Source organism: Citrobacter sp. CK199 (assembly GCF_030333285.1).
GTDB classification, from domain to species: Bacteria; Pseudomonadota; Gammaproteobacteria; order Enterobacterales; family Enterobacteriaceae; genus Citrobacter_B; species Citrobacter_B koseri.
The window spans coordinates 208,329-222,436 of sequence record NZ_JAOWGF010000027.1 but is presented as its reverse complement, the minus strand read 5'-3'; the positions used below and the strand labels follow the sequence as shown (position 1 = coordinate 222,436).

Annotated in this window: 12 protein-coding genes, 1 rRNA gene and 1 other annotated feature; of the genes, 7 read left to right on the top strand and 6 right to left on the bottom strand. The window is 52.2% G+C overall.

The features are described 5' to 3' along the window. Nucleotides 1-25: 25 nt before the first annotated feature. The 4 genes from OGX75_RS14975 to rluD all read right to left on the bottom strand — a co-directional run bounded on the left by OGX75_RS14975 (nucleotide 26) and on the right by rluD (nucleotide 6,430). Nucleotides 26-1,567 (bottom strand): 16S ribosomal RNA (locus tag OGX75_RS14975). Between the two features lie 451 nt (nucleotides 1,568-2,018). Then, on the bottom strand, nucleotides 2,019-4,592 hold the full coding sequence (gene clpB, locus OGX75_RS14970) for an ATP-dependent chaperone ClpB (RefSeq protein WP_286451368.1): 2,574 nt from the start codon (nucleotides 4,590-4,592) through the stop codon (nucleotides 2,019-2,021). A 129-nt stretch (nucleotides 4,593-4,721) separates the two neighbouring features. Beyond that, entirely contained in the window at nucleotides 4,722-5,453 is a 732-nt protein-coding gene (gene yfiH, locus OGX75_RS14965) for a purine nucleoside phosphorylase YfiH (protein WP_200092824.1), read from the bottom strand. After that, nucleotides 5,450-6,430, bottom strand: coding sequence for a 23S rRNA pseudouridine(1911/1915/1917) synthase RluD (gene rluD / locus OGX75_RS14960; protein ID WP_047461899.1), 981 nt, complete (start codon nucleotides 6,428-6,430; stop codon nucleotides 5,450-5,452). The genes yfiH and rluD overlap by 4 nt, the downstream gene beginning before the upstream one ends. Before the next feature lie 131 nt (nucleotides 6,431-6,561). Here rluD and bamD point away from each other — a divergent pair, with 131 nt between their 5' ends. From bamD to pheA, 4 genes are all read left to right on the top strand, one after another. Then, nucleotides 6,562-7,299 (top strand): outer membrane protein assembly factor BamD, encoded by a 738-nt coding sequence (gene bamD / locus OGX75_RS14955; protein ID WP_012134683.1) that lies wholly within the window; start codon nucleotides 6,562-6,564, stop codon nucleotides 7,297-7,299. Nucleotides 7,300-7,569: 270 nt separating this feature from the next. Then, on the top strand, nucleotides 7,570-7,908 hold the full coding sequence (raiA, locus tag OGX75_RS14950) for a ribosome-associated translation inhibitor RaiA (RefSeq protein ID WP_024130845.1): 339 nt from the start codon (nucleotides 7,570-7,572) through the stop codon (nucleotides 7,906-7,908). Nucleotides 7,909-8,010: 102 nt separating this feature from the next. Further along, nucleotides 8,011-8,135, top strand: a sequence feature (Phe leader region). Further along, the gene (gene pheL / locus OGX75_RS14945) at nucleotides 8,012-8,059 is read left to right on the top strand and encodes a pheA operon leader peptide PheL (protein ID WP_101706155.1); all 48 of its coding nucleotides are present in this window, start codon (nucleotides 8,012-8,014) and stop codon (nucleotides 8,057-8,059) included. Its footprint overlaps the feature before it by 48 nt. A 22-nt stretch (nucleotides 8,136-8,157) precedes the next feature. Continuing rightward, a complete protein-coding gene (gene pheA, locus OGX75_RS14940; RefSeq protein ID WP_071257983.1) occupies nucleotides 8,158-9,318 on the top strand; it encodes a bifunctional chorismate mutase/prephenate dehydratase in 1,161 nt (386 codons plus the stop codon). Between the two features lie 101 nt (nucleotides 9,319-9,419). On the opposite strand, the gene tyrA is transcribed toward pheA, so the two are convergent. Together tyrA and aroF are read right to left on the bottom strand one after the other, a co-directional pair. Continuing rightward, nucleotides 9,420-10,541 carry a bifunctional chorismate mutase/prephenate dehydrogenase gene (gene tyrA, locus OGX75_RS14935; RefSeq protein ID WP_049011863.1) on the bottom strand — a complete coding sequence of 374 codons (1,122 nt, stop codon included), beginning with the start codon at nucleotides 10,539-10,541 and terminating at the stop codon, nucleotides 9,420-9,422. Nucleotides 10,542-10,551: 10 nt separating this feature from the next. Continuing rightward, the gene (aroF, locus tag OGX75_RS14930; RefSeq protein WP_047461890.1) at nucleotides 10,552-11,622 is read right to left on the bottom strand and encodes a 3-deoxy-7-phosphoheptulonate synthase AroF; all 1,071 of its coding nucleotides are present in this window, start codon (nucleotides 11,620-11,622) and stop codon (nucleotides 10,552-10,554) included. Nucleotides 11,623-11,837: 215 nt separating this feature from the next. Here aroF and OGX75_RS14925 point away from each other — a divergent pair, with 215 nt between their 5' ends. From OGX75_RS14925 to dgcN, 3 genes are all read left to right on the top strand, one after another. Next, on the top strand, nucleotides 11,838-12,212 hold the full coding sequence (locus OGX75_RS14925) for a DUF2799 domain-containing protein (RefSeq protein ID WP_286451367.1): 375 nt from the start codon (nucleotides 11,838-11,840) through the stop codon (nucleotides 12,210-12,212). A gap of 157 nt (nucleotides 12,213-12,369) precedes the next feature. Then, entirely contained in the window at nucleotides 12,370-12,888 is a 519-nt protein-coding gene (gene yfiR, locus OGX75_RS14920; RefSeq protein WP_047461885.1) for a regulatory sequestration protein YfiR, read from the top strand. Further along, the gene (dgcN, locus tag OGX75_RS14915) at nucleotides 12,881-14,104 is read left to right on the top strand and encodes a diguanylate cyclase DgcN/YfiN (RefSeq protein WP_012134690.1); all 1,224 of its coding nucleotides are present in this window, start codon (nucleotides 12,881-12,883) and stop codon (nucleotides 14,102-14,104) included. Before yfiR ends, dgcN begins: the two co-directional genes overlap by 8 nt. Nucleotides 14,105-14,108 lie beyond the last annotated feature (4 nt).

Genomic DNA, 14,108 nt, shown 5'->3' with positions numbered 1-14,108 from the left:
CACTGCAAAGGCAGGTTCTTTAAGGTAAGGAGGTGATCCAACCGCAGGTTCCCCTACGGTTACCTTGTTACGACTTCACCCCAGTCATGAATCACAAAGTGGTAAGCGCCCTCCCGAAGGTTAAGCTACCTACTTCTTTTGCAACCCACTCCCATGGTGTGACGGGCGGTGTGTACAAGGCCCGGGAACGTATTCACCGTGGCATTCTGATCCACGATTACTAGCGATTCCGACTTCATGGAGTCGAGTTGCAGACTCCAATCCGGACTACGACATACTTTATGAGGTCCGCTTGCTCTCGCGAGGTCGCTTCTCTTTGTATATGCCATTGTAGCACGTGTGTAGCCCTGGTCGTAAGGGCCATGATGACTTGACGTCATCCCCACCTTCCTCCAGTTTATCACTGGCAGTCTCCTTTGAGTTCCCGGCCGGACCGCTGGCAACAAAGGATAAGGGTTGCGCTCGTTGCGGGACTTAACCCAACATTTCACAACACGAGCTGACGACAGCCATGCAGCACCTGTCTCACGGTTCCCGAAGGCACATTCTCATCTCTGAAAACTTCCGTGGATGTCAAGACCAGGTAAGGTTCTTCGCGTTGCATCGAATTAAACCACATGCTCCACCGCTTGTGCGGGCCCCCGTCAATTCATTTGAGTTTTAACCTTGCGGCCGTACTCCCCAGGCGGTCGACTTAACGCGTTAGCTCCGGAAGCCACGCCTCAAGGGCACAACCTCCAAGTCGACATCGTTTACGGCGTGGACTACCAGGGTATCTAATCCTGTTTGCTCCCCACGCTTTCGCACCTGAGCGTCAGTCTTCGTCCAGGGGGCCGCCTTCGCCACCGGTATTCCTCCAGATCTCTACGCATTTCACCGCTACACCTGGAATTCTACCCCCCTCTACGAGACTCAAGCCTGCCAGTATCAGATGCAGTTCCCAGGTTGAGCCCGGGGATTTCACATCTGACTTAACAGACCGCCTGCGTGCGCTTTACGCCCAGTAATTCCGATTAACGCTTGCACCCTCCGTATTACCGCGGCTGCTGGCACGGAGTTAGCCGGTGCTTCTTCTGCGGGTAACGTCAATTGCTGCGGTTATTAACCACAACACCTTCCTCCCCGCTGAAAGTACTTTACAACCCGAAGGCCTTCTTCATACACGCGGCATGGCTGCATCAGGCTTGCGCCCATTGTGCAATATTCCCCACTGCTGCCTCCCGTAGGAGTCTGGACCGTGTCTCAGTTCCAGTGTGGCTGGTCATCCTCTCAGACCAGCTAGGGATCGTCGCCTTGGTGAGCCGTTACCCCACCAACAAGCTAATCCCATCTGGGCACATCTGATGGCAAGAGGCCCGAAGGTCCCCCTCTTTGGTCTTGCGACGTTATGCGGTATTAGCTACCGTTTCCAGTAGTTATCCCCCTCCATCAGGCAGTTTCCCAGACATTACTCACCCGTCCGCCACTCGTCAGCAAAGCAGCAAGCTGCTTCCTGTTACCGTTCGACTTGCATGTGTTAGGCCTGCCGCCAGCGTTCAATCTGAGCCATGATCAAACTCTTCAATTTAAGTTTGATGCTCGTGAATTAAACTTCGTAATGAATTACGTGTTCACTCAGAGACTTGGTATTCATTTATTGTCCGAAGACATTAAGAATCCATGTCACTTTGAGTGCCCACACAGATTGTCTGATAAATTGTTAAAGAGCAGTGCCGCTTCGCTTTTTCTCAGCGGTGCGGGGTGTGCATAATACGCTTTCCCGCTTGAGAGTCAAGCATTTATTTTTGCTTTTCTCTGCCGGTGTTCATCGCTGAACCCCGCTGACCCGGCGGCCTGTGTGCCGTTGTTCCGTGTCAGTGGAGGCGCATTATAGGGAGTTATTCCGGCCTGACAAGGGGAAATTAGAAAAAACTTATCAACCGTTCGTTTTTTGGACGTTTTGCATATCACCCTTTTATTTTTGCCTGGTTTTTAAACAAAAACGAACCCGAATGGGCCCGTTTTTTATTATTTGTGACTTACTGCACTGCCACAATGCGATCGTCATTCGCCTCCAGACGAATCGCTTTACCCGGAATCAGCTCACCAGACAAGATTTGCTGCGCCAGCGGGTTTTCAATCTGCTGCTGAATTGCACGTTTCAATGGACGCGCCCCGTAAACCGGATCGTAACCATTCGCGCTCAGCAATTTCAGCGCATCATCAGAGATGTGAATTTCATACCCGCGCTCTTCCAGACGTTTGTACAGACGCTGCAACTGGATCTGTGCAATAGAAGCGATATGTTTTTCACCCAACGGATGGAATACCACGACTTCATCTATACGGTTAATGAATTCCGGGCGGAAGTTGTGGCTGACCACACCAAGCACCAGTTCTTTCATATGGCCGTAATCCAGCTCACCGAAACGCTCCTGGATCAGATCGGAACCGAGGTTTGAGGTCATAATGACAACCGTGTTGCGGAAGTCGACCGTTCTCCCTTGCCCGTCCGTCAGACGGCCATCATCCAGCACCTGCAACAGAATGTTGAATACATCAGGATGCGCTTTCTCAACTTCGTCCAGCAGTATGACGGAATAAGGACGACGACGTACCGCTTCCGTCAGATAACCGCCCTCTTCATAACCCACATATCCCGGAGGCGCGCCAACCAGACGAGACACGGAGTGTTTTTCCATGAACTCAGACATGTCGATACGCACCATCGCGTCATCGCTATCAAACATAAAGTTTGCCAGCGCCTTGCACAGTTCGGTTTTACCCACCCCGGTCGGCCCAAGGAACAGGAACGAACCAATTGGACGATTCGGGTCGGCCAGTCCCGCACGGCTACGGCGAATGGCATTCGATACCGCTTCAACGGCCTCATTCTGCCCAATCACGCGGCTGTGTAATTCCTGCTCCATACGCAGCAGTTTTTCACGTTCGCCTTCAAGCATTCTGGCAACCGGAATCCCCGTCCACCGCGCCAGCACTTCAGCAATTTCCGCATCCGTCACTTTATTGCGTAACAGACGCATGGTTTTACCTTCAGATTGAGTCGCCGCTTCCAGCTGTTTTTCCAGCTCAGGGATTTTGCCGTACTGAAGTTCAGACATCCGCGCCAGATCGCCCACACGACGCGCCTGTTCGATGGCGATTTTCGCCTGCTCCAGTTCGGCCTTAATGGTCTGCGTACCGGACAGAGAGGCTTTCTCTGCTTTCCACTCTTCTTCTAATTCAGAGTACTGGCGTTCTTTATCATCCAGTTCCTCGTTGAGCATATCGAGGCGTTTTTTGCTCGCCTCATCAGACTCTTTCATTAACGCCTGCTGTTCCAGCTTAAGCTGAATAATACGGCGGTCGAGCCTGTCCAGTTCTTCCGGCTTGGAGTCAATCTGCATACGGATGCTGGATGCCGCTTCATCGATCAGGTCGATGGCTTTATCCGGCAACTGGCGATCGGAAATGTAGCGGTGAGATAAGGTTGCCGCCGCCACAATCGCCGGGTCAGTAATCTGCACATGGTGGTGCAGCTCATAACGTTCTTTAAGACCACGCAGAATAGCGATGGTATCTTCCACAGACGGTTCCGCGACGAACACTTTTTGGAAACGGCGTTCCAGCGCCGCATCTTTTTCGATGTACTGGCGATATTCGTCCAGCGTCGTGGCGCCCACACAGTGCAGTTCCCCACGCGCCAGTGCCGGTTTCAGCATGTTCCCGGCATCCATTGCGCCGTCGGCTTTACCCGCGCCGACCATCGTGTGTAATTCATCGATAAACAGGATGACGTTGCCTTCCTGTTTGGCGAGATCGTTCAGCACGCCTTTCAGACGCTCTTCAAACTCACCGCGATACTTCGCCCCGGCCACCAGCGCGCCCATATCCAGCGCCAGTACGCGACGGCCTTTCAGCCCTTCCGGCACTTCGCCATTAATGATTCGCTGCGCCAGCCCTTCGACAATCGCCGTTTTACCGACCCCCGGTTCACCAATTAATACCGGGTTGTTTTTAGTACGGCGTTGCAGTACCTGAATGGTACGGCGAATTTCTTCATCACGACCAATCACCGGATCGAGCTTGCCCTGCTCCGCGCGCTCGGTCAGGTCGACGGTATATTTTTGCAAGGCCTGACGTTGGTCTTCAGCCCCTTGATCGTTCACGCTTTCACCTCCGCGCATTTGTTCAACTGCCTGAGTGATATTGGCGGTGGTCGCCCCGGCCGATTTCAGTAGGTCGGTCAGCGTGCCGCGAGACTCAAGCGCAGCCAGAACGAACAGTTCCGACGAAATAAAGTTGTCCCCACGTTTTTGCGCCAGCTTGTCGCAAAGATTCAGTACACGCACCAGATCCTGAGACGGCTGTACGTCGCCGCCGGTGCCTTCCACCTGCGGTAAACGGCTCAGCGCCTGATCAATACTCGTGCGTAACTGGCCAGCATTAATGCCAGCGGACGTTAATAAAGGACGTACCGCTCCCCCTTCCTGATTCAGTAAGGCGCTCATTAAATGAAGAGGTTCGATGAATTGGTTGTCGTGCCCCAGTGCGAGCGACTGGGCATCGGCAAGAGCAAGCTGGAATTTATTAGTAAGACGATCCAGACGCATAACTCCTCCCATAACAGGTCAAAATTGCTACTGGAGATTAAATGAGGTCATCCCTCAATTATTCAAGGTGAATGACCTGAATTATGTGAAAAGAAAATTACACGTACCGGATCGTCTTGATTCTTTAGGTTATATCAGCCAAATAAAACTTGCCATACGACCTGTGATCTTGTCGCGACGATAAGAGAAGAAAGTCTCACTTTCGCTGTAAGTACAGCGATCGCCGCCATAGACGCTTTCAACTCCCACATTCGCCAGACGTTGATGCGCAAGCTGATAAATATCCGCCAGATATTTTTCGCCGCGCGCCTGAAATGCGCTGCTCGCCTTCGCATCTTTTGCGATAAACGCTTCACGCACTTCAGCCCCCACTTCAAAAGCAGCAGGGCCAATAGCCGGACCCAGCCAGGCGATAATGTTTTCAGGTTTATCGGCAAAGCAGGCGACCGTTTCTTCCAGCACACCTTCACATAATCCGCGCCAGCCCGCATGAGCCGCCGCCACTTCCGTTCCCGCGCGATTACAAAATAACACGGGCAAACAGTCCGCCGTCATCACCGCGCAAACGGTGCCGGGGGTATTGCTGTACGACGCATCCGCACGTTTGGATGCATAAGGCTCGCCGGTGAGTTTCAGCACGTCCTTGCCATGCACCTGTTCAAGCCAGACGGGTTTTGACGGCAAATTGCCCGCAGCAAAGAGTCTCTTGCGATTCTCTTCCACATGTTCCGGGTTATCGCCGCAATGGGCGCCCAGATTCAGAGAATCGTAAGGCGGTAAGCTGACACCGCCTGTACGTACAGAACTACAGGCTGCAACCCCCTCCGGGATTGGCCACTGCGGAACAATTAGCTTACTCATAGCCAGTCTACATCATCCTTATGTTCTTCGAAGTCAGCGCGCATCACGTCAATCAGCTCCACCATATCCTGCGGAATCGGCGCATGCCACTCCATTTCAATACCGGAAATCGGATGGTAAAGACGCAGCATCGTCGCGTGCAGCGCCTGGCGATCAAACTGACGCAACGTGGAGATAAACGCTTCCGATGCCCCCTTCGGTGGACGCGGACGACCGCCATACACCTGATCGCCCACCAGCGGATGCGTGATATGCGCCATGTGCACGCGGATCTGGTGCGTACGTCCGGTTTCCAGACGCAACCGCAGACGCGTATGCACACGGAAATGTTCCATGATGCGGTAGTGAGTCACCGCAGGTTTCCCCATTGGATGCACTGACATATGGGTTCGTTTGGTCGGGTGACGGCTGATCGGTTCATCTACCGTACCGCCCGCCGTCATATGTCCGATCGCGACCGCTTCATACTCACGGGTGATTTCACGCAGCTGCAAAGACTCCACCAGTCGCGTTTGCGCCGGAACCGTTTTCGCCACCACCATCAGACCTGTGGTGTCTTTATCCAGACGATGCACAATACCCGCGCGCGGTACGTCAGCAATCGGCGGGTAGTAATGCAACAGCGCGTTCAGTACCGTACCATCAGGATTACCGGCGCCAGGGTGAACCACTAAATCGCGCGGTTTGTTGATGACAAGGATATCGTCATCTTCGTAGACGATATCCAGCGGGATATCCTGCGGCTCAAAGCGGATCTCTTCGTCGATTTCCGCGTTAATGGAAACCTGTTCGCCGCCCAATACTTTTTCTTTCGGTTTATCGCAAAGTTTACCGTTGACCAGCACGCGCCGATCGAGAATCCATTCTTTTATGCGCGAACGTGAATAATCCGGGAACATTTCGGCCAAAGCCTGATCTAAGCGTTGACCGAGTTGGTTTTCGGATACCGTTGCGGTGAGTTGTACTCGTTGTGCCATATACAGCTTCTTCGTTTAACGTTGGGTTTTACGGCTTTGCCGTTTAATATAGTGTGCTATTGTAGCTGGTCTTAACCGGGAGCAGGAACAGAGAATCTCCCGTAAAACATTTTGAGGAAAGTCAAAACGTCATGACGCGCATGAAATATCTGGTGGCAGCAGCCACGTTGAGCCTGTTTTTGGCGGGTTGCTCTGGTTCAAAGGAAGAGGTGCCCGATAATCCGCCTAACGAAATCTACGCGACTGCCCAGCAAAAGCTGCAGGACGGTAACTGGAAACAGGCAATAACGCAATTGGAAGCGTTGGATAACCGTTATCCATTTGGACCGTATTCTCAGCAGGTGCAGTTGGATCTGATCTACGCCTACTACAAAAACGCCGATCTGCCGTTAGCTCAGGCCGCCATCGATCGTTTTATTCGCCTCAATCCGACGCACCCGAATATTGATTATGTCATGTATATGCGCGGTCTGACCAATATGGCGCTGGATGACAGCGCGCTGCAAGGTTTCTTCGGCGTCGATCGTAGCGATCGCGATCCGCAGCACGCCCGAGCTGCATTCAATGATTTCTCAAAGCTGGTGCGTAGCTATCCGAACAGCCAGTACACAACCGACGCCACCAAACGTCTGGTCTTCCTGAAAGATCGTCTGGCGAAGTATGAATACTCCGTTGCCGACTACTACACCGCTCGCGGCGCATGGGTTGCCGTGGTAAACCGTGTGGAAGGTATGCTGCGCGACTTCCCGGATACGCAGGCGACGCGCGACGCTCTGCCGCTGATGGAAAACGCTTATCGTCAGATGCAGATGACGACTCAGGCTGACAAAGTGGCAAAAATTATCGCCGCCAATGGTCGCAACACCTGATTGCGTACTGAACGCAAAACGGCAGCCCGAAGGCTGCCGTTTTTTTATCCATTTTACGCTGTTGCTGAAGCGGTTTCAGTACAACGCATCCCGTCAAATATGGCTCCCTTTCGGCTATTCCTCAAGTAAAAAATCCGTTGTTCCTGCGATAACTCACAAAAAGGCTTCCTTGACAAAAAGTGACAAAATAATGTGATTTAAATCACGCTTTTTGACATTGGGAACGGTATGCTGGAATCACCAAGACGGGAAAGACAAGAGGTAAAATTTATGACAATGAACATTACCAGTAAACAAATGGAAATTACTCCGGCAATACGCCAGCATGTCGCAGACCGTCTCGCCAAACTAGAAAAATGGCAAACTCACCTGATTAATCCACATATCATTCTGTCTAAGGAGCCACAGGGTTTCATCGCTGATGCCACCATCAATACCCCGAACGGACATCTGGTCGCCAGCGCAAAACACGAAGATATGTACGCCGCCATTAACGATTTGATCAACAAGCTGGAACGGCAGCTCAATAAAGTGCAGCACAAAGGCGAAGCCCGTCGTGCCACAACTTCAGTAAAAGACGCCAACTTCGTCGAAGCAGAAGAAGAGTAGTCCCTTACATTGAGTGTATCGCCAACGCGCCTTCGGGCGCGTTTTTTGTTGACAGGATTAAAACAGTACGGGTACTTTACTGAAGTCGCTAAAGGAAACTGACATGAAACTTATCCCGTTCTTCTTCGCATTCTTTTTTACCTTCCCCTGAATGGGAGGCGTTTCGTCGTGTGAAAAAGAATGCGAAGACGAACAATAAGGCCTCCCACACGGGAGGCCTTTTTTATTGATAACAAGAAAGGCAACACTATGACATCGGAAAACCCGTTACTGGCGCTGCGAGAGAAAATAAGCGCTCTGGATGTAAAATTACTGGCCTTACTGGCGGAGCGTCGTGAGCTGGCCGTTGAAGTCGGGAAAGCGAAGCTGCTTTCTCATCGCCCGGTGCGTGATATCGATCGCGAGCGCGACCTGCTGGACAGACTGATCGCGCTTGGCAAAGCCCATCATCTGGACGCGCACTATATTACTCGCCTGTTCCAACTCATCATTGAAGATTCCGTCCTTACCCAGCAGGCGCTGTTGCAGCAACATCTGAACAAAATTAACCCGCATTCAGCGCGTATTGCCTTTCTTGGACCAAAAGGGTCGTACTCGCACCTCGCTGCGCGTCAGTATGCCGCCCGCCATTTTGAACAGTTTATTGAAAGCGGCTGCGCAAAATTCGCTGATATCTTTAATCAGGTCGAAACCGGGCAAGCGGACTACGCCGTCGTGCCGATTGAAAACACCAGTTCAGGCGCGATCAACGACGTCTACGATCTGTTGCAGCACACCAGCCTCTCTATCGTGGGCGAGATGACCATTACCATCGACCACTGCGTGCTGGTTTCAGGGACGACCGATTTAAACACCATTGAGACGGTCTACAGCCACCCGCAGCCGTTCCAGCAGTGCAGTAAATTCCTTAACCGCTATCCGCACTGGAAAATTGAGTACACTGAAAGCACCTCTGCGGCGATGGAAAAAGTGGCGCAGGCGAACTCTCCACGCGTGGCGGCACTGGGTAGCGAAGCCGGTGGCGTGCTGCATGGGCTACAGGTGCTGGAAAGAATCGAAGCCAACCAGACGCAGAATATTACCCGTTTCGTGGTGCTGGCGCGCAAAGCCGTCAATGTTTCCGACCAGGTCCCGGCGAAAACCACGCTGCTGATCGCCACGGGTCAACAGGCAGGTGCACTGGTTGAGGCGCTGCTGGTGCTGCGCAACCACAACCTGATCATGACCAAACTGGAGTCCCGTCCGATTCACGGCAACCCGTGGGAAGAGATGTTTTATCTCGATATCCAGGCCAACCTGGAATCACCGGAGATGAAAAAAGCGCTGAAAGAGTTAGGGGAAATTACCCGCTCAATGAAGGTACTGGGCTGCTACCCCAGCGAGAACGTTGTGCCTGTCGATCCGAACTAACTGTTTGATAATGCCGGATAGCGCTACGCTTATCCGGCCTACGATTCATGCAATTTTGTAGGCCGAATAAGACGCACCTGCGTCGCCATCAGGCATCTCACTTATTGTCGGCTATCGTTAGCCTGGCGTAACAACGTGCGACTTTCGTTCTGGAAGCGTTTGGCATAATCACCAAACCAATGCTCAACCTTGCGGAAACTGTCGATAAAGGCCTGCTTGTCGCCCTGCTCCAGCAAACCAATCGCGTCGCCAAAACGTTTATAGTAGCGTTTGATCAGCGCCAGGTTATTTTCCGACGACATAATAATATCGGCATACAGCTGCGGATCCTGCGCAAACAGTCGCCCAACCATCGCCAGTTCGAGACGGTAAATCGGTGACGACAGCGCCAGCAGTTGTTCCAGCTGGACATTCTCTTCCGCCAGGTGCAAACCGTAAGCGAACGTCGCGAAGTGACGCAGCGCCTGAATAAACGCCATATTCTGATCGTGCTCAACGGCGCTAATCCGATGCAGCCGCGCGCCCCACACCTGAATTTGCTCAAGGAACCACTGGTACGCCTCCGGCTGACGGCCATCGCACCAGACAACCACCTGCTTTGCCAGACTGCCGCTGTCCGGGCCAAACATCGGGTGTAAGCCCAGTACCGGGCCATCGTGCGCCGCCATCATCGCCTGTAGCGGTCCGTTTTTAATCGATGCAAGATCGACCAGAATACAGTCCGCAGGCAAACGCGGTAATTTCGCGATCACCTGCTCCGTGATATGAATCGGCACACTTACGATCACCATCCCGGCATCGGCCACGATCTCCTGCGCCCGTCCCCAGTCCTGTTGCTCAAGTATGCGTACCTGATATCCCGACAGCGTGAGCATTTTTTCAAACAAACGGCCCATCTGACCGCCGCCGCCGACGATAACCACCGGGCGCAGAGAAGGACAAAGCGTCTTAAACCCTTTGTCATTCTCACTGGAGTAAGACTCACGCATCACCCGACGCAAGACGTCTTCAATCAGATCGGGAGGAACGCCAAGCGCTTCCGCCTCCGCACGGCGTGAAGCCAGCATAGACGCTTCACGCTCAGGCACGTAAATCGGCAATCCAAAGCGGCTTTTCACTTCACCGACTTCGGCCACCAGCTCCAGGCGCTTAGCCAGTAAATCCAGCAGCGCCTTATCCACTTCATCTATTTGATCGCGTAACGCGGTCAACTCAGCAACCATAACCAACCTCTTATGCTACACGCGCCACCAGTTGGCCGTTCAGATCCTGATGAATTTCACGCAGCAGTGCATCCGTGGCTTCCCAACTGATACACGCATCCGTAACAGACACGCCGTATTTCATTTCACTGCGCGGTTGCTCGGAGGACTGGTTGCCTTCGTGAATATTACTTTCAATCATCAAGCCAATAATGGAACGGTTGCCGTCTTTGATCTGCGCGACCACAGACTCTGCCACGGCAGGCTGGCGACGGTAATCTTTATTCGAGTTACCATGGCTGCAATCTACCATCAGAGACGGGCGGAGTCCTGCCTGTTCCATCTCTTTTTCACACTGCGCGACATCTGCCGGGCTGTAGTTTGGCGCTTTCCCACCGCGCAGAATGACATGGCCATCCGGGTTGCCCTGAGTTTGCAGCAGAGCGACCTGCCCCGCCTGGTTGATACCGACAAAACGGTGTGACTGAGCAGCGGCACGCATGGCGTTAATCGCCGTCGCCAGGCTGCCATCCGTCCCGTTTTTAAAGCCAACGGGCATGGAAAGGCCAGAGGCCATTTCACGGTGGGTTTGGGATTCGGTCGTACGCGCGCCGATTGCCGACCAGCTAAACAGATCGCCCAGGTATTGCGGGCTGTTTGGATCTAACGCTTCCGTCGCCAGCGGCAAGCCCATGTTCACCAGTTCCACCAGAAGTTGACGCGCAATCTTCAGGCCGGTTTCCACATCAAACGAGCCATCCATATGAGGATCGTTAATCAACCCTTTCCAGCCGACAGTGGTACGGGGCTTTTCAAAATAGACGCGCATTACCAGGTAGAGGCTATCGCTGACCTCTGCGGCAAGAGTTTTAAATCGACGAGCGTATTCCAGAGCGGTTTCAGGATCGTGGATAGAACAAGGGCCGCACACCACCAGCAGGCGCGGATCGCGACCGGCGATGATGTCAGAAATCGTTTTACGTGACTGGGCGATTTGCGCCTCTTGCGACAAACTCAGCGGGAACGCCGCTTTGAGTTGCTCCGGGGTCATCAGAACCTGTTCGTCGGTAATGTGTACGTTGTTCAGCGCGTCTTTTTGCATGATGGCGATCCTGTTTAGCTCGTTTGCGATAAATGATCCTCACAGAGGATGGCGTAACGATAACATAATCGGTAAAGATTTCAATCCACATTCCGTAAATTTTACTTTACATAAACCATTTATCTCGCAATTAACGCCATTCAAATCGTACATAAAAATTTACATCATTATATTTGCGAATCCACTATGCTTTGAAAAACACAGGAGAACAGGCAATGAAGCGTTTCGCTGGCGCCTTATTTGTTTTATTCATCAGCGGATGTCAGATCGATCCTTACACGCATGCTCCCACCTGGACCGCGACCGACTGGTATAGCGCCGGTATCGAAGATGCGATTTCAGGCGTTGCCGTCAAAGATAACGAAACACTGGCTGACGCCTGGAACGATCCTGACGTGGAGCGAACGCAATATCTTAAGGGCTACGCCGAAGGCCAGCGAAAAACCTGCCAGTTAAACTTTGTCCACGCCAGAGGACTGGCCGGAAAAACATTTCCCGCCAGTTGCGACACGGTTGAAAACGCCAGTCAATTGCATAATGCCTGGCAAAAAGGCGCAGACGAAGGTGTTCGCTCAATGCGGCTAAATTAATTAAGACCTTACCAATAAATAAGTATGGGATTTAACTTAAGGAAATACCATTAATCGGCATGGTGTAATGACTGACAGGCAAAATAATGTTATTTTGCTGCAAACAATCACGGATGTATTTTGATGCTTTTTGACTGACGCTGGTGGGCACCTGTTTATGAGCTTTTCTCACCGACTCATACTCCTGCTAACGCTATTACTGGCAGGATTACCACTGTATGCTCAGGGCATCACAGAAGAAGCGAAATCTGTACGCTCAATCGTTTCCGGTATCGTCAGCTATACACGCTGGCCTGCATTATCTGGCCCTCCACGGCTATGTATTTTCGCCTCGTCTCGTTTTGCCGATGTGCTGAACGACAACAGCGCCAGGTCATTACCTTATCTGCCCGTCATCATCCGCACGGAGCAGGAAGCTCTGACAGCCCGTTGCGATGGCTTTTATTTCGGCAGTGAATCTCCGGCGTATCAGGTAGAATTAACGAATAAATATCCGTCTAAGGCATTGTTATTAATTGCCGAACAAAATACTGAATGCATTATTGGCAGCGCATTTTGTCTGATCATAAACAATGATGAAGTCAGATTTTCCGTAAATCTGGATTCCCTGTCACGCAGTGGCGTAAGAGTGAACCCCGACGTATTGATGCTTGCACGGAATCAAAAGCATGGATAAGGATTTTTTCCCTACAACGCGCCCGACCTTTAAGCGTACATTACGCCGGATCAACATGATCAGCGTACTGGTCACCATGTTGCTGATCTGGCTGCTGCTTTGCGTCGCCTCTGTCCTGACGCTGAAACAATATGCGCAAAAAAATCTGGATCTGACTGCCGCGACAATGACCCATAGTCTTGAGGCCGCATTGGTGTTTTCCGATGGCGTCGCCGCGACAGAAACGCTGGCCGCGCTGGGGCGCCAGGGGCAGTTCTCGGCCGCAGAGGTCCGCGATAAAAACCAGAAGGTGATCGCCTCCTGGTACTATGACGCACAAGCATCGGACGATAAGCTCAATGGCCTGATCAGCCAGTGGCTTTTCCCGCTGCCGGTGACTCAGCCCGTCTGGCACAATGGCAAAATTATCGGCGAGGTCTGCCTGACCGCGCGCGACAGCTTGATTGGTCATTTTATCTGGCTCTCGCTGGCGGTTCTTACCGGGTGTATTTTGCTCGCATCCGGCATTGCGTTAATGCTCACGCGTTATTTGCATAATGGCGTGGTGGACGCGCTGCAAAACATCACCGATGTGGTACATGATGTACGCACGAACCGTAACTTTTCACGTCGCGTTTCTGAGGAACGCATTGAAGAGTTCCATCTTTTTGCCCAGGATTTCAACAGCCTGCTGGATGAGATGGAAGAGTGGCAACTGCGGCTACAGGCTAAAAACGCCCAGCTTTTGCGTACCGCGCTGCACGACCCCCTTACTGGTCTTGCTAATCGTGCCGCCTTTCGTAACAGCATAACTGAGTTGATGAATGACAGCTCCGCCCGTAGCTGTTCGGCGCTGCTATTTCTGGACGGCGATAATTTCAAATTCATTAACGATACATGGGGGCATGCCGCAGGAGATCGCGTTTTGATCGAGGTCGCCCGGCGACTGGCGGAGTTTGGCGGCAATCACCACCAGCCATATCGACTTGGCGGAGATGAATTCGCCATGGTGCTTTACAACGTGCATTCGGAGTACGAAGTTAAACGCATTTGTTCGGCATTATCGCAAGAATTTAATCGCCCCTTTGATCTGCATAACGGGCATCTGGCGAGTATGACGCTGAGTATTGGTTTCGCGCTGACGTGGGAACATGCTTCCGCAGAAAAATTACAAGAGTTGGCCGATCGTAATATGTATCAGGCCAAACATCAGCGTTCTGAACGTTCAATTAAATAACAGG